Source organism: Kineosporia mesophila (assembly GCF_021129235.1).
GTDB lineage: Bacteria > Actinomycetota > Actinomycetes > Actinomycetales > Kineosporiaceae > Kineosporia > Kineosporia mesophila.
Genome location: NZ_JAJOMA010000021.1, coordinates 1 through 19,564 on the forward strand (window position 1 = coordinate 1; position 19,564 = coordinate 19,564).

Sequence of the window (19,564 nt, forward strand, 5' to 3'; positions counted from 1 at the left end):
ACTCTCCGTAAATAATCTTCTAGAAGAAGAAATACTGCGAAGATAGTGGTGCAAATCCTGACCAATAAAAACCAGACCCATAACCAGACACACCGACGGGGGCCGGTCATGCCTGAAGCCTGATCCATCAGCCAAGGACCAACCATAATGGTTGATCAATTGGCATCGGTTGTTCAGATGCGCTGTTGAGTTCTCAAGGAGCGGACGCTCAGAACTTCTTGCCTTTCGGCGTTCCGTCCTGGCGACGTTGTAAACAGTAGACCCTGTGTTGCTCGCCGGTCAAATCCGCGTTTCGCGGTTATTACCGACGATGTTGCATTTTCCTTCGAGGCTCACGAACTTTGTGCCGCGTTCTCCGACTGGCGGAGGCACGTCACTTAGTTCGAGTGACTTGGAGGAGGTGTTGGGCTCTTGTTCCGGCCACTTTCGTGTCCGTTTCTCGCGTTCCCAACGAGAGAGAACATTACGGATCACGGCCACGCTCCGTCAAATCGCCACGCCGTCCACCCCTCGCACGCCGTTCACCTGCGGTTTTCCAGGAAGCAGCACGTCCCCGGGACCGGGAACCGCCCATTTCGGTCGTTGATGTGCTGCCGGTCACCCGACATCGACCCTGGTGGGACCCGTCCCGCCGGCTCGGGCGAGAAACCCCGCCGGTCTCCGACGGGGTCAAACCGCCACCCTGCGTAACTAGGTGGGTCCGTGCGCCCGCACAAGGGGGAGTGACTCGGGCGGACGCGTTGCCGGGGCCGGCCATCCCGACACCCAGCTCCGGAAAAACAGCCGTGGCAGGAATGGAGCCGAACAATCTCCGGCACAAGAAACAGAACCCCGACGCTCTCGCCGCCCCGGCCGCAACGGCCACGAGGCCGACTACGGCCTTCGTGCGTGGTCAGGCCGTCATCAACCGCCGCGCGGGCCGTTAGCTCCGCCTCCCGGAAGAGGAGAACCATCCACGTCCTGGGAGGAGAAGACCGCCCACGAACGATGGGGAGGTGCACGGAGCAAGTGAATCGGCGAACACCATGGCCCCCCAGATGGGGCATCGCGGAGCGGTCAACGAGCAGCCTCACCCGTGCTCACCTGGTGCGATGCCAGACCGTTCGCCGGTTGCCCTCCCTCCACGGGGAAGGTCTGCATGATCACGAACAGGACAAGGGCCCAGAGAAGAGATGTGTCGTCACCCCAGAACCGGAGCCCAGCCCCCAAGCTCCGCGCGATCCCGCATTAATGCAGGTCAGCAGCCGGTCGAGTGGCAGCCAGAAGAAGCTCCGACGAGATCAATGGCGTCCGGCCGGGAGACACCCGCCGCCCCCCGGACAGCAGAAGAGCTCCCCGGCGACACCGACGGGGAGCTCTGATCGACAGAAAACGTGCTGCTCAGGGGGCCGGAGGCAGCGGCGGGCGGTGCATGGCGATGCCGTGCTGCATCTGCTCGTGGATACGCAGCAGGTGAGCCGCCTCTTCACGGCTGAACGGACCACCGGTGAGCTCACACTGCGAGCACACCATGACGGTGCGCGAGGTAGTTCTCTTCAGCACACGCTGGGCGAACGTCCGGGCCCGCAAACCCAGTGGACGGCGCGCCACGGCATCGGCCGGGTGCCCCGGTTTTTTCTCCGAACCACTGCGAACAGCCAGATCCTTGGAACTCATCAGGCCACCATAGTCCTCTCGCGAACCTGTTGGGCAGGTCCGAAAACCGTTGTGTAACAACCCTCACGACTACATCGGCCCATGTCGTCACGCTCCGCGTTGTTCATTTCAATAGTGTCATATCGCCTACTGGCACAACGAGGAACAGCATAGAGCCACCCGAACGGCACAGCCATACCTACGGGATTCTGCGTAATTTCGCGCAAGGAGTGGTACAGAATCCGCTTCGGGTGTACGCGCGACCCGGATGCGGATTTCACCATCGGCGAAAACGCCGATCAGTGGGTGAAAATGACCTTGAGATAGGCAATCCCAGCACCGACCAGAGCGAATACGATTCCGGCCCAGAGCGCGGCCGCCGACACCCGTCGGTCACTGAGACGTTCCACGGCCAGACCGGTTCCGGCCAGGCGCAGCAGCAGGAGGGCCGTGGCAGTGATTTCCGCAGGCCGGGAGCCGTACCAGTGCAGCGCCGAGCCGGCGTAGATCAGGGCCGGGAACACCCCGGAAGTGAGAATCGGTACCGCGTCACGAATCTCTTCGCGCAGGTGATTCACGTGCTCGGCGTCGCTACGGCCCACCCGTTCCCCGATGTTGTGCGAGAAGATGTGTGCCGCATAGGTGCTCAGCGCCGTAGCCAGGAGGATCAGCCAGGAACGGGAATGCTCCCCCTCCCCGGTCGCCCCGATCACGGCGGCGAGCACCAGGATGTTCCCGTACACATAGGCCGACAGTCGGCTCCGGGCCCGGTCCGCGTTCAGCGGGCGATAGTCCCGCCCGTGCTGGTTCAGGGGGCCGAACAGCTGGTTCTCCACGACTGAACGCTACCCTCCCGACACCTCGGAAGGGGCCGTCAGAACCTGAACCCCGATACCAGCCGGGACAGTTCGTCACTCATGCCGGCCAGTTCGCGGGCGCTGTCCTCGGCCTGGCCGATGGTCGCCGTGGTGGTGTTCGCCGCACTGGCCACACCGGAGATGTTGCGGGCGATCTCACTGGATCCGTCAGCCGCGGTCGCCACCCCGGCATTGATGCTCTGGGTGGTGACCGTCTGTTCCTCGACCGCGGACGCGATCGTGGTCTGGAACTCGTTGATCTGGGCAATCACGTTCGCGATCTCGGTGATGGCCGAGGTGGCGCTGTCCGCGTCGTCCTGAATCGTCTCGACCCGCTTCGAGATGTCCTCGGTGGCCCGGGCCGTCTCCTGTGCCAGCTGCTTCACCTCGTCCGCGACCACCGCGAACCCCTTACCGGCATCCCCGGCCCGCGCCGCCTCGATCGTGGCGTTCAGCGCGAGCAGATTGGTCTGCTCGGCGATCGAGGTGATCAGCTTGACCACGTCACCGATCTCCCGCGAGCTGTCCCCCAGCTTGTTCATGGTTCCGGTGGTCGACTCCACGGCCGACACCGCCCCGGTCGCGACCCGGGCCGCTTCCTGCGCATTACGGGCGATCTCGGCGATCGAGACGGTCATCTCCTCGCCCCCGGCGGCGACGGACTGAACGTTGGTGGACACCTCGTCCGCAGTTCGCGACACCACCTCGGCCTGCTGGGACGTCTGCATCGCCGATCGGCCGACCTCAGCGGCCACCTCGGTGAGCCCCCCGGAGGCGCCCCGCAGCCGCGCGGAGGTGGACGCGATCGAGGTGAACACCGTGCGGATCCGTGTCGTGGCGTCGTCGAGAGCTTCCGAGATGTCCCCGATCTCGTCATTGCCGTGGTCACCGATATGCTGCGAGAGATCGCCGGCGGCAACGGCCTTCATTACCCGGACGGCCTGCACCGCCCGCCGGGAGATGGCCCGGGAGAGCGCCACGGTGGACACCACCACGATCACCGCGCCGACCACCAGGATCAGCATGATCATGACGTTCATCGTGCGGGATGTGCTCGCGGCCGATGCCTCCAGCTCGGAGGATGCCTTGTCCAGCACGTCGGCGGCATTGCCCACGGCCTCGTCGGTGGCGTCGTTGGCGGTCTGGATCGCCTCGTAGTTGCCCCGGGCCGTGTCCTGGTCGCTCACCGCGGCGTCGATCACGGTGCCGATGGCCTTCACGTAGTCGTCGAACGCCGTGCGCACACCGGCCAGCATCTGCTTGTCGTCCGCCTGCAACGAGAGTGCGTCGAGGCCGGTGAAGAGCTCATCCACCGTCGCGCTGTCGTCGGAGAGGTCCTGCTTGAGATCGGCCGGCTTCTGGGAGAGCAGCGCCTTGTAGCCGTCCACCTTGAGCTCGCTCGCCCGGGTATCCAGCTGCTTGATCAGCACCAGCGCCTTGAGGTGGGTGCGCTCCTGCTCCTGCAGATCCTTCACGTGAGCCGACATCATCAGAGCCGCGACATTGCTGAGGATCGCCACGGCGAGGCCGATGCCACCAAGCAGTGCCAGTCTCCGACCGATCGTGAACCTGAATCCGCGCACCGCAGCAGCCTCCGACACCAGTCCGGCCTCTCCACCATGGCGAGGTCAGCAGTTCGTCGGCATCCGGAGCCGGTCCCTGAACCGCAACTTCCGGAAGGACGACGAAAAGTCCCTTTCGGGAAAGATCTTCATGACAGGGGCAGCTGCGTGTGCGGGCTTTCAGCGCCGGTGCCAGGGTCGGGACATGGTGAACATCGGATACACCCTGATGTGCGAACAGACCGACCCTCGCAGTCTGGTCCGCGACGCGGCCGCGGCCGAGCAGGCCGGCTTCACGCTGGCCGTGATGAGCGACCATTTCTTCCCCTGGCTCGACGCCCAGGGCCACAGCCCGAACGCCTGGGCCACGCTCGGAGCGGTCAGCCAGGTCACCTCGACGCTTGAGCTGATGACCTACGTGACCTGCCCGATCGGCCGTTACCACCCGGCCGTGGTGGCTCAGCAGGCCGCGACGGTGGGCCTGCTCAGCAACGGCCGGTTCACCCTCGGCCTGGGCTCCGGCGAGAACCTGAACGAGCACGTCATCGGGGGCGGCTGGCCGGGCGTCAACACCCGGCACGAGAAGCTCGAGGAGGCCGTCGACATCATCGGCGGACTGTTCGACGGAGGCTATGTCACTTACTCGGGCAAGCACTATCACGTCGACTCGGCCAAACTCTGGGACCTGCCCGAAAATCGGGTGCCGATCGGTGTCGCCGTCAGCGGGGCGCAGTCGGTGGCGGCCTTCGCCCCGAAGGCCGAGGTTATGATCTCGACCGAACCGGACCCGGAACTGGGCCGGGGCTGGGACGCCGCGAGCGCGTCGGGTTCACCGGCCCGCAAGGTGGGTCAGTTGCCGATCTCCTGGGACTCCGACCGGGAGGCCGCGGTGCAGCGGGCGCACGAGCAGTTCCGCTGGTTCGCCGGGGGCTGGAAGGTGAACGCCGAGATTCCCTCGACGGCCGGGTTCGCCGCGGCCAGCCAGTTCGTCCGTCCCGAGGACGTGGCCGGGCAGATTCCCTGCGGTTCGGACATCGATGCGGTAGTGAAGGCCCTGCAGCCGTTCGCCGACGCCGGTTTCACCGATGTCGCGCTCGTGCAGATCGGTGGGGACCAGCAGAAGTCGTTCCTGGAGGCGGCCGAGAAGGAGCTTCTCCCGGCGGTGCGTGCGGTTTTCGGGAAGAAGTGATCAGCGGCCGCGTTCCACCGCGTCGAGCACGACGTCGCTGAGCGACTCGCGCCGGGCGTAAGCCTCCCGCTGCCGTTCCGCGCCGGTACCGCGTTCGAGCACCTGGTGCAGGGCGGTCTCCACCCGGTCCAGATCGCCGTTACGGATCAGGGCGGGCCGGACCCGGTCGACGAGCTGCTGCACCCGGGTCGGCGCCGGCATCGGTTGGCCGGTCAAGGGATCCACCAGATCACCAGTCAGTCCGAAGCGGGAGGCCCGCCAGGCCGCGCCCCGCAGCACCTCCGGCCGGGCCGAGGGCCAGGGGCTGTCGGACGCGGCGGAATCGACCAGGCTCCGGCACAGGGCCGCGAGCGCTACCGCACTGTCGGGCTCCGTGCCGACGTCGGCCACCCGGATCTCGACCGTGGGGTAGCGCGCGGAGAGCCGGGCGTCGAAGTAGACCATGCCCACGTCGAGGATCACCCCGGATCGGATCAGGCTGTCGACCAGGGCCTGGTACTCGTCGGGGTCGTGGAACTCCCCGGTCGGGCCGGAGATGGGCCAGCGGTCCTGGACCTGGCGCCGGTAACTGGCGTAACCGGTGTCGGTGCCGTGCCAGAAGGGCGAATTGGCGCTGAGGGCGAGCAGTACCGAGAGCCAGGGCTGGATGCCGTTGATGACGGCAATGCCCTCGTGCGGTGACCCGATGCCGACGTGCACGTGACATCCGCAGGTCAGCACCTCGGCGGCGGTGGTGCGGTAGTCGGTGACCATGCGCCGGTACCGCTCGTCCGGGTAGAGGGTCGGTTCGGCGTTCATCGGGCTGGTGCCCAGACCGGCCACCTGGACGCCGTGGTCGGCGGCGAGCCGGCCCAGCCCGCGTCGGCGGATCTGGAGATCCTCTGCGAGCTGGGCCAGTTCGGTGCGCGGCAGGGAGCCCGTCTCGGCCTGTTCCTGCTGTAGTTCGTGCTCGATGCCCTCGTGCGCCCCGGCCGTGACCCGTCGGGCGGCCGGGCTCGGAACACCGTTCCCGTCCACCAGGAGGAATTCCTCCTCCACCCCGACCGTGCGCCGTCGGCTCAGGCTCATTGCGCCAGTGTGACGACGATCAGCTCTCCACGCGCGGTGAGCGTTGGCGGTACTCGTCGATCAGCTCGGACGCGTGGGCCTTCGTCAGCGACTCGGGCAGTTCCTCGTCGACCTCCCGGGCCAGCGTCTGCAGGTAGCTGAGCTGGGCTCCGGTGGCCGGCTCGTCGCCGGTCACCCACTCCTCGGGAGGCTTGGTGGTGCTCGCCGCCACGGCTTCGTCATCTGCGGCAGCGGCCGGACTGTTCGAAGTGTTCTGGCTCATGTCCGCAGACACTAGGTAGAACATCCGTTCGACGCGCGTCGAGAAGGCACCTCAGGCGAGGCAGTTGCGCCCTGCTGCACCACTTTTCCCGATCTGTGCCGGATCGATGCCGAGATCCAGGTCCAGGCCCTCGGACTGCACCTTCACTGCCTCCAGGGTTGTGCCCTCGGGAAGGTCCAGGTTGATGGTGCGCGGTTTGAGCCGGCTCTCGCCGTTCTCGTCGTCCAGCAGGTCACCGGCCAGCAGGGAGACGAGCCCGATGCCGATCTGACGGCCACCGACGATGACCGATTCGGGTGTCACCGTCAGGCTGTCCCCATCGGCCTCGATGCTCACCAGGGCCGTCACCGGCTCACCCGCGACCTTCTCGGCCAGGGTCACCGCGAGCAGCCCGTCCTTCGCGGCGAGCGTGGCCCCGGACAGGTCCGCCTCCGACGCCAGCCGGCCGCCCAGTCCGTCCCAGGGCAGGTGCACCGCGGCCTGCGCCGACTCCACCGAGTGCGGCTTACGGACGCCCAGACCGTCCAGAGTGACGCTCAGGGTGCCCTTCGGCACCGAGACCGGTTTCTGGGTGTCCAGGCCGGAGACCGCGGTGGTGGACAACCCGCCGATGGTGACCGTCCGGACCTCTCCGGAGACCATCCCGAACAGCAACGGGGTGCTGCCCAGCGACACCGTGGGATCGAGGGTGTCGTCGTCGGTGGCGCAGCGCAGAACTCGCACCACCTGATCCTTCACATAGCGGGTGACCATCACGTTCGCGACGACCACCAGCACGGCGAGCACCACCAGGCAGACGGCCACCACGACGAGCCACCGGCGCCGGAACCACCGGGTAACGCTCGGCGTCACGTTCACGCGGGCCTGCAGATTCTCTGTGTGCACGTATCCCTCACGCATCGGGATGACCGGGCGGACGATCACCCATCGAACACCATGCCGCCCGGGTCGCGGGCCCGGTCACGCGAGAACCCCCCTGGCCAGGGCGGTGGTACCGGCCACGGAGACGGTTTTCGTCTCAACGGGATCGGAGGCGCCGGACAGCAGGATCCGCAGCCGGCTGACGAGCACGATCAGCCGTCGCCGGTGGGCGAAACGGCCGAGGCGGTACAGAACAGATGCCATGCCGATCATGCGACCGTTCCCGCCCGACGATCACTCGACACGGAACCTGACGATCAGCTGACGGTTGGGGCCAGGAGCCGGAAAACCTGTGGGAGGACGCCGGTCAGCTCACCTCCGGAGGGGCGGCCGGAAGCCGGATGGTCACCGTCGTTCCCAGCCCGACCTGCGACGTCACCCCCACCGACCCGCCGTGCGCCACGACCACCGCCTCGACGATGGCCAGCCCCAGGCCGGAACCGCCCTTCGCCCGGGTGCGGCTCTCGTCGGCGCGCCAGAACCGCTCGAACAGTTTCGGCAGCTGCTCGGCCGGGATGCCCTCCCCGTGGTCGCTGACCGCGACGGTGACCACCTCGTCCTCTGCCCGGACCGACACCTCGACCCCGGTGCCCGGCGGGGTGTGCTGCACGGCGTTGCCGACGAGGTTGCGCAGAACCCGCCGCAGGCGCTCCGGATCGCCCTGCACCGTCACGGGTTCCGCCGGGACGTGCCGGGTGAAGAGACGACCGGCCGACACCACCCGGGCGTCGTCGAGCACTTCTTCCACCAGAGGACGCAGGTCGAGGCCCTCCAGGTCCAGGGGCACCTGGGCGTCCAGTCGGGCCAGCAGCGACAGTTCCTCCACCAGCAGGCCCATCCGGCCGGTCTCGGCCTCGACCTTCTCCATCGCCGCCTGGGTCCCGGCCTCACCACCGAGACCACCCTGGAGGTACAGGTCCACCCAGCCCCCGATCTTGGTGAGCGGGGTGCGCAGTTCGTGCGAGGCGTCGGCGACGAACGTGCGCAGCCGGTCCTCGGCGCGGGTCCGGGCGGTGAAGGCGTCGCGGGCCGCGCGGGCCACCTGCCCGGTCTCGGTGCTGCCCTGCATCGGGATGGTGTCCGGATCCCGTTCGCCCCGCCCCACTGCCTGCACGGCCGAGGCCAGTTCGGTCAGCGGACGCAGCCCGGCGCGCACGATCAGGGCCACCAGCACCGCGAGCAGGGCCATCGCGATCAGGCTCACCAGCAGCCCGATGCGGATCAGGCGGTGCACGGTCTGCTGGTCGTCGGCCCGGCTGACGGCGAGCACCAGCGAATCGACCTCGACCACCGCGCTTCCCGCCCCGATGCGAAATCTCAGACCCTTGGTCGGCAGTGCCAGGGTGGCCACCGGGTCGTCGCCGTCGATGAACACCACCCGGCCGGGCGAGGCCGAAGCCGTCTCGATCAGCTGCTGCGCGGGCACGTCCGGCAGGTCGACGGCGAGACCGGTCTTGCCGTCGACCACGAGGATCAGGCCGTTGTTGTTGTCGCCGAGCAGCAGATCGAGCTGCTGCTGGTTCACGACGAGATCGCCACCGTTGGCCACATTCAGCGCCACGACCCGCTGGATCTGTCCGCGCACGTTCTCCATGCGAGTCGAGACCCGTTCGTCCAGATAGGAATTCAGGCCCCAGGCGGTGGCCGCCGCGCTGCCCGCAAGGACCCCGGCCATGGTCAGGACGACGGCCCCGACCAGGCGACCGCGGATACTGACCGGCCACAGCCTCATGCTGCGGGGTCCCGGATGGAGTACCCGAATCCGCGCACGGTGTGGATCATCGGCTCCCGCCCGTCGTCCACCTTGCGGCGCAGGTTGCTGACGAACCGCTCGACCACGCCCGAGTCGCCACCGAAGTCGTACTGCCAGACGTGCTGCCGGATCTGGGCCTTGGAGAGCACCCGCCCGGCGTTCAGCAGCAGGTACTGCAGCAGCCGGAACTCGGTGGGAGAGAGGTGGATCGGCTCACCACCGCGGGTCACGCGGTGCACCTGGTCGTCCAGCTCGAGGTCGGCCAGGCGCAGCCGGCCGTCGTCCGGCTCCGGTGCGTCCGGGCGGGCCCGCCGCAGCAGTGCCTCCAGCCGGGCCACCACCTCGACCACGCTGAACGGCTTGGTGACGTAGTCGTCCGCCCCCAGACGCAACCCACGCACCCGGTCCTCGACCGCATCCCTGGCCGTCAGGAACAGCACCGGAAGCCGGTCGCCCTTGGCGCGCAGCAGCTGGAGCAGGTCGAACCCGTCGATGCCCGGCATCATCACGTCGAGCACCATCGCGTCGGCCTCGCCGGCGGTGATGATCTTCAGGGCGTCCGCGGCATCCGAGACCGCCGTGACCGCGAAGCCGGCGAAGCCGAGGGCGGAGACCAGCAGCTCACCGATCCCGGGATCGTCGTCCACCACGAGAATCCGGTCGGCGGTGTTCACGTATACATCCTCCCATCTCATGATTCACAGCCATCTCGACCACATGACGGGTCATCACCTTGCACACTGTCCAGCGAAGGTACGCGGCCCGACGGGTGCCGGACGGGTGAGCGCGAACCAGAACCGTCAGACGCCTGTACCCGTGACCGATGGAGAGATGTGACGCAGCCCCGGTACGCCACCGGAGCCGGGCGATGGATCCGCCGTGCCTCGATCATCGGGCTGATCCTGTCCGCCCTCACCCTGCTGGGCGCCCTCGGAGCGGTAGCCGCCACCGCCAATGCCCCGTTCGCGCTCGCCGAGGCCGTCAACTGCCTGCTCGCGGCTTATCTCGCCGTGGTCACCGGGGTACTCCTGCGGCGCAACCGGCGCCAGGACGAGGCCGGGGCGAACGAGATCCAGGCCTGGCGCTACCTGCTGCTGGGCGCGCTGATCCTGACCGTGGCCGTGTTCGCCGGGCAGGGCGCCGCCCTGCTCGCGCACGGCCCCTACCTCGCCGGCACCGACCTCGGCTGGGTCGTGTTCACCGTGGGATGCATTGCCGCCGGGCCGTTCTTCTACCACGGCCTGGTGCGCTGGAAGCAGGAACGCACCGCCCTCGCCGACCCGAACGACATCCTCAACGGCGTCGGCGCCTGGATGGTCGTGGTCGCCATCGCCAATGCCGTGCACCAGCCGGTCCTGGCCGACGACCCGACCGGCTACTGGCGCACCGAGGCCGGGTACGCGCTGATCGGCACCGGAGTGGTGCTGTTCGGCTCGGCGGTCGCCATCGCCAACCTCACCGGGCTCGCCTCCGACGCCCGCGCCTGGCTGCTGACCGGGGCCATGGCCACCCCGCTGGTGGTGGCGCTGGCCCCGCTGGTGCTGAGCACCGGTCCGCAGGCCCACGGGGCCGCCGCCACCCAGGGGCTGATCCTGGTCGCCGCGGCGCTGATCGGCCTGGCCCACCAGCGACCGGCCGACCGCACCGAACTGCTGCCCGCGATGACCGAGACCACCACGGCCAGCGCCCTGACCGTGCTGACGGCCGGCCTGTTCGTGCTGATCCAGCAGGCCCTGTCGAGCGAGCAGAGCGTTCTCATCACGGGCCTGGCCGCCGCCGCGGCGCTGGGCGCCTGCTACCGGTTCGTCACCGTGGTGCGCGACCTGGCCGTGCTGGCCCGCGCCCGGCAGGAGGCCCGCACCGACGAGCTCACCGGTGCGGCCAACCGCCGGGCCATGGTGACGGCCATCGAACAGGGCCTGGCCCAGAACGCCCCGGTCGCGCTGCTGCTCATCGACCTGGACCGGTTCAAGCTGATCAACGACCGCTACGGGCACTCCGTCGGCGACCGGCTGCTGCAGGACGTCAGCACCAGCTTCGCCCGGCACGTACCGCCCGGCTGTCTGCTGGCCCGGCTCGGTGGTGACGAGTTCGCCGTGCTGCTCACCGGGGCCGCTGTCGGCCACGTCGAGCAGACCGCGCACGACCTGGTCGAGGCCGGGGCCACGTACCGCAGCCTGGACGGGAGGCCCCTGCGGGTCTACGCCAGCGTCGGGGTGGCCCTGAACGAGCCCGGCATGCCCGGCGTCGAGCTGATGCGCCGCGCCGACGTGGCGATGTACCGGGCCAAGAACGCCGGGGCCGGGGTCGGCCGCTACGACCCGGACCTGGATGCCGCGGCGCAGGAAGAGCTGGAGCTGGCCGAGGACATGCAGTGGACGTTCTCCCAGCCGGCCGCGGTCGCGGAGCAGATCCGGGTGTTCTTCCAGCCCCAGGTGCGGATCGGCGACGACCAGGTGGTCGGGGCCGAGGCCCTGGCCCGCTGGGAGCACCCGCGGCACGGCCTGCTGGGCCCCTCCCGGTTCATCGACCTGGTCGAGAACCAGGGCCTGATGGGCATCCTCACCGAACGGGTGCTGCACGAGTCGGTCACTCAGTGGCAGCGCTGGCGGGCCGCGGGCCGGCCGCTGCGGGTGTCGGTCAATCTCTCGGCCGGTTTCCTCGCCGAGCCCCGGTTGCTGGAGATCCTCGACGACGTGCTCGAGCGGGACATCGACCCCTCGCAGTTCGTCATGGAGATCACCGAGACCGGCTTCATGGCCGACCCCCAGCTGGCCGGCACCATGATCCGGGCGATGGCCGAGCGGGGTTTCGCCATCAGCATCGACGACTACGGCACCGGGTACTCGTCGCTGAGCTACCTGAACGACATCCCGGCGACCGAGCTGAAGATCGACCGCACCTTCACGCAGCGCATCCTGCACGACGAGCGCACCGCCGCGATCGTGGCCGGCACCGCCCAGATCGCGCACCGGCTCGGGATGCGGCTGCTCGTCGAGGGTGTGGAAGACCCGGACACCCTGGCCAAGCTGGGCGACCTGGGCTGCGACGAGGCGCAGGGGTACCTGTTCGCCACGCCGCTGCCCAAGGACGCCTTCGTCACCTGGCTGGAGCGGTACCCCAGCGTGGTGACGCCGCGCGTTCCCGTCTGACCGCTACTTCTCCAGGAAAGCCAGCAGAGCCTCGTTGAACTCGGCGGGGTGAGTGGCGTTCATCCCGTGCGGACCACCCTTGATCACGTGGACCTGAGCACCGGGCACGATTTCCCCCATCCGCTTCCCGCTCACCTCGAACGGCACGATCGAGTCGCTGTCGCCGTGGATGACCAGCGTGGGCACGTCGATCTTGGCGACGTCGTCGCGGAAATCGGTCGTGCCGAACGCCAGGATGCACTCCAGAGTGCCCTTGGGCGAGGCGAAGGCCGCGATCTGCCGGGCGTACTGCTGCTGCGCGTCGCTCACCAGAGACTTGCCGTCCACGCTGAAGAACGTGTCCACGAACCCTTCCAGGAACGCCAGGCGGTCGGTGACCACCCCGTCCTGGAACTGCTTGATGGTCGCGTCGTCCAGACCACCGTCCGGATTGCCGTCGGTCTTGTACAGGTACGGCGGCACGGCCCCGGCGAAGACGGCCCGGGCCACCCGGCCGGTGCCGTAGGTGCCGATGTACCGGGCCACCTCACCACCCCCCATGGAGAACCCGACCAGCGTCACCCCGTTCAGGTCGAGCGCCGTGAGAAGAGCGTTCAGGTCGGCGACGAAGGTGTCGTACTCGTACCCGTTCCAGGGCTGCGACGATTCCCCGAATCCCCTTCGGTCGTAGGTGATCACCCGGTAGCCGGCGGCGATCAGGGCGGGCACCTGGTTCTCCCAGGAGCGGCCGGACAGCGGCCAGCCGTGGATGAGCACCACCGGGCTGCCGGATCCCTGGTCGGTGTAGTGCAGTTCGGCGTTCTCGACATCGCTGGTCACAGTGAGCCTGGGCACGTTCCTACCTCCAGATGAAGACCTGCGCCGAGCCTAGGCTCAGCCCTTCACCGCGCCACTCAGCCCGGCCCCGCGCAGGAAGAATCCCTGAAAGACCAGGAACAGAACCACCGGAATCAGGGTCGAGATGAACAAAGCGGCCAGAAGTACATCCAACTGGATAGTTTCGGCCAGGATGGGCAAACGCACCGAGAGCGGCTGTTTGCCCGGATCGGGTAGCACGAGCAACGGCCAGAGAAAGTCCTTCCAGGCCGCCACCACCGCGAACACCGACACCACGCCGAGAATCGGACGGGACATGGGCAGAACGATCGACCAGAACAACCGGAACGGCCCGGCCCCGTCGACCATGGCGGCCTCGAACACCTCCCGGGGCAGGTTGTCGAAGAACCGCTTGACCAGGATGACGTTGAACGGGCTGGCCGCGGCCGGCAGCCAGACCGCCCACCACGAGTTGATCAGCGAGATGTGCAGCCCGGGCACGTCCAGCGCGGTCAGGTAGAGGGGCACGAGCAGCACCACCGCCGGCACCAGCATCGTGCCGAGTACCAGCCCGGTGATCAGCTTTCCGTAGCGGGGCCGGAGCACCGACAGTGCGTAGCCCGCCGTGGTGGCCACCAGGAGCTGACTGGCCCACGAACCACCAGCGACCGCCAGGGTGTTCAGGAAATACCGGTCGAGGTGCTCGTGGTTCCAGGCCGTGGCCAGGTTCGCAATGTCGAAACCGTTCGGCCACAGGGCCATCGGCTCCCTCAGCGTGTCGCGGGTCGGGGTGGTCGCGGCCTTCGCCAACCACAGTAACGGCCCCAGTCCGATGACCACCAGCGAACCCAGCAGGCCCACTTCCGTCAGTGTGAGCGTCTTTCGTATCCAAGGTTTACGGCGCTCGTTGCTCGAGATGATGCCGCGATCCGGCTGGTCCGTCATGACTGGCTCCACGATCGGGTGAGACGGTAGTAGAGAGCCGAAAGCAGAGCCAGCACCACCGCGAGCATCACGCTGAGGGCCGTCGCGGCGCCGAAGTCACCGCTCAGGCTGGACCCGAACGCGTAGTCGTAGACCAGCAGCAGAAGGGTCAGCGTGGCCTTCGACGGGCCGCCACCGGTGAACAGGTACGGCTCGAGGAAGACCTGCGCGGTACCGATGAGCTGCAGGATCATCGTGACCAGCAGCACGCCCCGCAGCTGGGGAAGCGTGACGTGCCAGACCTTCTGCCGAATCGAGGCCCCGTCGACCTCGGCCGCGTCGTAGAGCTCCGGCGGCACCGCCGTCAGGGCCGCCAGGTAGATGATGACCGTGCCGCCCGCCGCCGCCCAGGTGGCCTCCAGCACCAGCGAGGGCATGGCCAGCGACGAGGAGTTCAGCCACGGGTACGGCCCCAGCCCGATCCAGCCCAGCACGGTGTTGAAGACCCCGGTCGGGCCCCCGTCGTAGAAGAACTTCCAGAGCAGCACGGCCACTACCGGCGGCACCACCACCGGCAGGTAGGCCAGCGCCGTGTAGACACCCCGCCAGCGCCGGACCTCGCTCATCAGCACCGCCAGCAGCAGCGGAATCGGATAGCCGAAAACCAGCGCCAGACCCGCGAAATAGCCGGTGTTACGGATCGCCGTCCAGAGGTCGGGGTCGTGCAGCACATAGACGTAGTTGTCCACCCCGACGAACGTGGCCGGGGTCACCAGGTTGGTCTGCTGCACACTCATCACCAGCGCCCGCCCGATCGGGAACCAGCTGAACACCCCGAACGCGACGAGCATGGGCAGCAGGAAGACGACGGTGGCGAGACCGTTGCCCCGAACCTTCCTGGCGGGAACCTTCCTGGCCGTGGCGGGCACCACCGGACGGTCGATCACGCTCATCCCTCAGCCCCGGTCCAGCACGTTCTGCACCTCGGAGTTGGCCTGGGACAACAGTTCGTCCACGTTCGCGTTCCTGTCGGTCAGGACCTTCTGCACCACCGGGTCGAGCGCGGCGTAGAGATCCTGCGTGGCCACCGGAGGCTCGGGCACCAGAGGCTGCTGGAACGCGGCACTGGTGTAGTTCGTCATCTGCTCCAGCGGCACATCCACGTAACTCTTGATCCACTCCAGCCGCTTCTGCTCGGTGGCCTGGTCGAACACCGGAAGCTGCGGGGTGCCGACGGGCTGCTTGTCGGTCTGCCGGTTCTGCGCATCGCGCACGGCACCTTCCTGGGTGATCAGCTTCTGCATGTAGAAGAAGTCGATCCACTTCACCGCGGCCGCCTTCTCCGCGTCGTCGGCCTTCACACTGACCGCCGCCAGCGTGCCGCCACCCAGTACCCCGGCGTCCGCGCCCTCCAGCGGCAGCACGGTGAGTCCGTAGTCGTCGGGCTTGATCTCGTTCTGGGACACCAGGTTGTCGTAGGTCCCGCCGCCGGTGACGAACATCCCGATCTTGCCCGCCGCGAACGCCTGATTGATCCCGTTCCAGTCGTAGCCGAAGTTCGAGCCCATCGAGTCGTCCTGCCAGCGCATGTCCTGCACCAGCCTCAGGGCCTCCTTGGCCCCGGCGTTGTCCACCGTGGCCTTCTGCTCATCACCGTTCGCCTGGGTCATGCGCCCACCCATCGCGTAGGCCTCGGTCGACAGGATCCAGCCACCGGTGTTGCCCTTCGTCATCACCGCGTACCCGGCCTGCCCGGTCTTCTCGGCGATCTGATCGGCCGCCGAGCGAATTTCGGCCCAGGTCGTCGGCGGCTTGTCCGGGTCGAGCCCGGCCTCCTCGAACAGCGCGCGGTTGTAGTGCAGCGCCTGGCCGTACGCCGCAATGGGTACCAGCTCGACCGAACCGTCGTCACTCTTTCCGGCCGCCACCACGTTCGGGTTGAAACTGTTGGCGTAGGGCAGTTTCGAGATCTCGTCACTGATGTCGGCCACCTGCCGGCGGGCGATCAGCGTGCGGCCGTCGGTGAACGGCAGGGTGAACACGTCGGGCAGGGTGCCCCCGGCCAGCTTCGCCGCGAAGGTCGGCCCGGTCCAGGTGTATTCCTCGCGCTTCACCTCGATGTTCGGGTACTTCTTCCGGAAGGTCGCGATCTGCTGGTCGTACGAGCTGATCGCCTCGGGGGTCAGCCCGGCGTCGCTCGCCACCGTGATCGAGACCTTGCCACTGGCCCCCTCGTCGCTGTCGGAATCACCTCCGCACGCGGTCAGCAGGCCGAGACCGGCCAGACCGGCGATGGTCAGTGCTGTCGTCGATCGAATGGACATCATTGTCACTCCTCGATTTTCACCATGGGCAGATGTAGCCAGACGGCGGTGTCGGGCGGGACCTGATCGCCGTCGAGAGGTCCACTGGCCAGGAGTAGCCGGGCCTGATCGGGCAAGGGTGTGGCTTCGGCGCCCAGGTTCACCACGCAGGCGAACTGGGTGCCCCGGCGAAAAGCGATCACACCTGAGGACGCGGCCAGCCAGCTGAGCTGGTCGTTCTCCAGATCGGTTTCGGATCGCCTCAGACGGAGCATCTCCCGGTAGAGGGCGAGCATCGACTGCGGGTCGTGCTGCTGCGCCTCCACACTCAGACCGGGCCAGATCGCCGGCGGTGGGAGCCAGGGCTCCGCGTGGGCCCCCTCCCCGGCGCCGGTATTCGCCGTGGTCCACGGCAGCGGGACCCGGCAGCCGTCCCGGCCGGGATCCACTCCCCCGGAACGAAAATGCATGGGGTCCTGGAGCTTGTCGAGCGGGATGTCCTCCACCTCGGGCAGGCCCAGCTCGTCGCCCTGGTAGATGTAGAGGCTTCCGGGCAGCGCCGCTGTCAGCAACGCCGCCGCCCGGGCCCGGCGGTGACCCAGCTTCGGGTCCGACGGCGTCCCGAACCGCTTCGCGGCGAAGGCGAACGACGAGTCGGACCGGCCGTAGCGGGTGACCGGCCGGGTCACGTCGTGATTCGAAAGTACCCAGGTGGCCGGGGCGTGGACGGGTTCGTGGGCGGCCAGCGTGGTCTCGATCGAGGCCCGCAGCTCCTTGGCCTCCCAGGGCCGGGTCATGAAGTCGAAGTTGAACGCCGTGTGCATCTCGTCGGGCCGCAGATAGCGGGCGAAGCGCCGGGCGTCGTCCAGCCACAGTTCCCCGACCAGGATGCGCTCGTCGTCGTAGGAATCGGCGACCGCCCGCCATCCCCGGTAGATGTCGTGCAGCTCGTCCCGGTCGATGAACGGATGCTCGCCCGGCCCGGGCCGGGCCGGCACCTCGGGCAGCAGCGGATCCTTCACCGGCATGGCCGCCGAGTCGATGCGAACCCCGGCCACCCCACGGTCGAACCAGAACCGCAGAACGTCTTCGTGTTCGGCCCTGACCTGGGTATTCGACCAGTTCAGGTCGGGCTGCTGGGGCGTGAACAGATGCAGGTACCACTCCCCCGGACTGCCGTCCGGATTCACCGTGCGGGTCCAGGTGTCGCCCGAGAAGCTCGACACCCAGTGGGTCGGCATCTCGTCACCGTTCTTGCCCCGCCCCGGCCGGAACCAGAACCGTTCCCGGGCCGGCGAGCCGGGCCCGTCCGCCAGGGCTTCCTCGAACCACGGGTGGACGCTCGACAGATGGTTGGGCACGATGTCGACGATGGTGCGCAGCCCCAGGTCACGGGCTTCTGTGATCAACCGCTCGGCCTGTTCGAGGCTACCGAAACGTGGCTCGATGTCGCGGTAGTCGGCCACGTCATAGCCCCCGTCGGCCATCGGCGACGGGTACCAGGGGGTGAACCAGATCGCGTCCGCCCCGAGATCAGCCAGATACGTCAGCCGCGACCGCACCCCCTCCAGATCGCCCACCCCGTCGCCGTTCGCGTCGGCGAAACTGCGCACGTAGACCTGGTAGATGACGGCATTGCGCCACCACGCAGGGTCGGTTCGGGTGTGCACGCGGCGCCTACCTCCTGCGCCAGAGGCGCGGCAGACGGCAACAGGCGCCGGAGTACCGGGCAACGACGCTGTGACCGGGATCGGGAACTGCGCTCAGGGCCGGAGGGCCTCGAGCTGCGATCACCGTAAGGTCGGCCACAACCTTTTGCAATAGCCTGATTTTTGAGTGCAAATACTCGACATCAGGCCGTAGAAACACACTGAGTCACGGCAACGTTGTCGGCTTTGCGCAATCTGCGGCCGCAGCCCGCCACCCCCCAGCCTTCCGTGGTCAGGCCAGGTGTCCCCGGATTTCCAGAACTTGCCGGACTCGGAGTTCCAGAACTCTGGGGACCCTTGGCCTGATCACGAAGGGGTGGGGTCAGCGACGGGGGACGGCTCCGGTGGACGAGCGCACGACCAGTTCGGGCTCGAAGAGCAGTTCCCGGTCCATGGTCATGCCGCCCTCGATCTGGTTGATCAGGAGGGTGAGAGCGGCCCGGCCCATTGACTCGATCGGCTGGCGGATGGTGCTCAGCGGCGGGTCGGTGCAGTTCATCAGGAACGAGTCGTCGAAGCCGACCACGGAGAAGTCGTCGGGCACCCGCAGCCCGGCCCGACGCACCGCCTTCACCCCGCCGAGCGCAAGGATGTCACTGGCGAAAATAGCTGCGGTCGCGCCTCGTTCGACCAGCATGGAGGCCGCCAGCTGACCGCCCTCGACGGTGAACATGGTGTGCTCGACCAGGCCTTCACTCTCCAGGCCGGCCCCGGCCACCAGCTTGCCGAAGGCCTCGATCTTGCGCCGTGACGGCACGTGGTCGGGAGGCCCGAGCACCAGGCCGATGCGCTCGTGCCCCAGCGACCGCAGGTGGGCGAAGGCCAGACCGACCGCCGCCGTGTCGTCGGTCGAAACCGTCGGGAAGTCGAGACCTTCGATCGCTGCGTTCATCAGAACCACCGGAATGCCGCGGTTCTCGAGCTGCTCGAAGTGATCATGCGCGGCGTCGGCCTCACTGGAGGCCCCACCGAAGAACACCACCCCGGAAACCTGCTTCTCCAGAAGCATCTCGACGTAGGCCGGCTCGCTCATCCCGCCCGCCGAGCAGGTGCACAACACCGGGGTGAGCCCGCGGTGCACGATGCCCCCGGCCAGAACCTCGGCGAATGCAGGAAAGATCGGGTTCTGCAGCTCGGGCAGGATGAGCCCGACCAGCCGCGCCCGCTCACCACGCAACTGGGTGGGCCGCTCGTAACCGAGCACGTCGAGCGCGGCGAGGACCGAGCGCCGCGTGGCCTCGGAAACCCCGGGCCGCCCATTGAGCACCCGGCTGACAGTGGCCTCGCTGACGCCGACCTTCTTCGCCACCTCGGCCAGTCGTCGCGTCACAGCAAGAAGAGTACGCCCCGGCGCAAGCAGCTTGCATCTCTTGCGCAAGAAGCCGCCCGGGGATGGTGGCGGAGGGCCGAAAA

At 67.9% G+C, this 19,564-nt stretch carries 17 protein-coding genes; 2 read left to right on the forward strand and 15 right to left on the reverse strand.

The genetic code is table 11. The features are described 5' to 3' along the window. Positions 1-1,380: 1,380 nt before the first annotated feature. The 3 genes from LR393_RS25510 to LR393_RS25520 all read right to left on the reverse strand — a co-directional run bounded on the left by LR393_RS25510 (position 1,381) and on the right by LR393_RS25520 (position 4,075). The gene (locus LR393_RS25510; protein WP_231487247.1) at positions 1,381-1,656 is read right to left on the reverse strand and encodes a hypothetical protein; all 276 of its coding nucleotides are present in this window, start codon (positions 1,654-1,656) and stop codon (positions 1,381-1,383) included. 278 nt (positions 1,657-1,934) lie between these two features. Beyond that, positions 1,935-2,471: a hypothetical protein gene (locus LR393_RS25515; RefSeq protein WP_231487248.1), complete on the reverse strand. Its 537-nt coding sequence runs from the start codon at positions 2,469-2,471 to the stop codon at positions 1,935-1,937. 38 nt (positions 2,472-2,509) lie between these two features. Next, positions 2,510-4,075 (reverse strand): methyl-accepting chemotaxis protein, encoded by a 1,566-nt coding sequence (locus tag LR393_RS25520; protein WP_231487249.1) that lies wholly within the window; start codon positions 4,073-4,075, stop codon positions 2,510-2,512. 187 nt (positions 4,076-4,262) lie between these two features. Between LR393_RS25520 and LR393_RS25525 the strand changes: the two genes are divergently transcribed. After that, positions 4,263-5,243 (forward strand): TIGR03557 family F420-dependent LLM class oxidoreductase, encoded by a 981-nt coding sequence (locus LR393_RS25525; protein WP_345718710.1) that lies wholly within the window; start codon positions 4,263-4,265, stop codon positions 5,241-5,243. Here the strand turns inward: LR393_RS25525 and LR393_RS25530 are convergent, their stop codons facing one another. The 6 genes from LR393_RS25530 to LR393_RS25555 all read right to left on the reverse strand — a co-directional run bounded on the left by LR393_RS25530 (position 5,244) and on the right by LR393_RS25555 (position 9,921). Beyond that, on the reverse strand, positions 5,244-6,311 hold the full coding sequence (locus LR393_RS25530) for a carboxylate-amine ligase (RefSeq protein ID WP_231487251.1): 1,068 nt from the start codon (positions 6,309-6,311) through the stop codon (positions 5,244-5,246). A gap of 19 nt (positions 6,312-6,330) precedes the next feature. Next, positions 6,331-6,573, reverse strand: coding sequence for a DUF3072 domain-containing protein (locus LR393_RS25535; RefSeq protein WP_231487252.1), 243 nt, complete (start codon positions 6,571-6,573; stop codon positions 6,331-6,333). A 51-nt stretch (positions 6,574-6,624) separates the two neighbouring features. Next, positions 6,625-7,458 carry an LmeA family phospholipid-binding protein gene (locus tag LR393_RS25540; protein ID WP_231487253.1) on the reverse strand — a complete coding sequence of 278 codons (834 nt, stop codon included), beginning with the start codon at positions 7,456-7,458 and terminating at the stop codon, positions 6,625-6,627. Positions 7,459-7,533: 75 nt separating this feature from the next. Then, positions 7,534-7,698, reverse strand: coding sequence for a hypothetical protein (locus tag LR393_RS25545; RefSeq protein WP_231487254.1), 165 nt, complete (start codon positions 7,696-7,698; stop codon positions 7,534-7,536). Positions 7,699-7,801: 103 nt separating this feature from the next. Continuing rightward, positions 7,802-9,226, reverse strand: coding sequence for a sensor histidine kinase (locus LR393_RS25550; protein WP_231487255.1), 1,425 nt, complete (start codon positions 9,224-9,226; stop codon positions 7,802-7,804). Next, on the reverse strand, positions 9,223-9,921 hold the full coding sequence (locus LR393_RS25555) for a response regulator transcription factor (protein ID WP_231487256.1): 699 nt from the start codon (positions 9,919-9,921) through the stop codon (positions 9,223-9,225). Before LR393_RS25555 ends, LR393_RS25550 begins: the two co-directional genes overlap by 4 nt. 159 nt (positions 9,922-10,080) lie before the next feature. Here LR393_RS25555 and LR393_RS36660 point away from each other — a divergent pair, with 159 nt between their 5' ends. After that, positions 10,081-12,399: a putative bifunctional diguanylate cyclase/phosphodiesterase gene (locus LR393_RS36660; protein ID WP_231487257.1), complete on the forward strand. Its 2,319-nt coding sequence runs from the start codon at positions 10,081-10,083 to the stop codon at positions 12,397-12,399. A 3-nt stretch (positions 12,400-12,402) separates the two neighbouring features. Here the strand turns inward: LR393_RS36660 and LR393_RS25565 are convergent, their stop codons facing one another. From LR393_RS25565 to LR393_RS25590, 6 genes are all read right to left on the reverse strand, one after another. Continuing rightward, the gene (locus LR393_RS25565; protein ID WP_331282984.1) at positions 12,403-13,233 is read right to left on the reverse strand and encodes an alpha/beta fold hydrolase; all 831 of its coding nucleotides are present in this window, start codon (positions 13,231-13,233) and stop codon (positions 12,403-12,405) included. Positions 13,234-13,272: 39 nt separating this feature from the next. Continuing rightward, positions 13,273-14,160, reverse strand: coding sequence for a carbohydrate ABC transporter permease (locus LR393_RS25570; protein WP_231487258.1), 888 nt, complete (start codon positions 14,158-14,160; stop codon positions 13,273-13,275). Then, complete coding sequence (locus tag LR393_RS25575) at positions 14,157-15,092, reverse strand: carbohydrate ABC transporter permease (RefSeq protein WP_231487259.1); 936 nt, start codon at positions 15,090-15,092, stop codon at positions 14,157-14,159. Before LR393_RS25575 ends, LR393_RS25570 begins: the two co-directional genes overlap by 4 nt. 3 nt (positions 15,093-15,095) lie before the next feature. Continuing rightward, the gene (locus tag LR393_RS25580; protein ID WP_231487260.1) at positions 15,096-16,466 is read right to left on the reverse strand and encodes an ABC transporter substrate-binding protein; all 1,371 of its coding nucleotides are present in this window, start codon (positions 16,464-16,466) and stop codon (positions 15,096-15,098) included. 2 nt (positions 16,467-16,468) lie between these two features. After that, entirely contained in the window at positions 16,469-18,112 is a 1,644-nt protein-coding gene (locus tag LR393_RS25585; protein ID WP_231487261.1) for a glycoside hydrolase family 13 protein, read from the reverse strand. Positions 18,113-18,473: 361 nt separating this feature from the next. Beyond that, positions 18,474-19,481 carry a LacI family DNA-binding transcriptional regulator gene (locus LR393_RS25590; protein ID WP_231487262.1) on the reverse strand — a complete coding sequence of 336 codons (1,008 nt, stop codon included), beginning with the start codon at positions 19,479-19,481 and terminating at the stop codon, positions 18,474-18,476. Between the last annotated feature and the right edge of the window lie 83 nt (positions 19,482-19,564).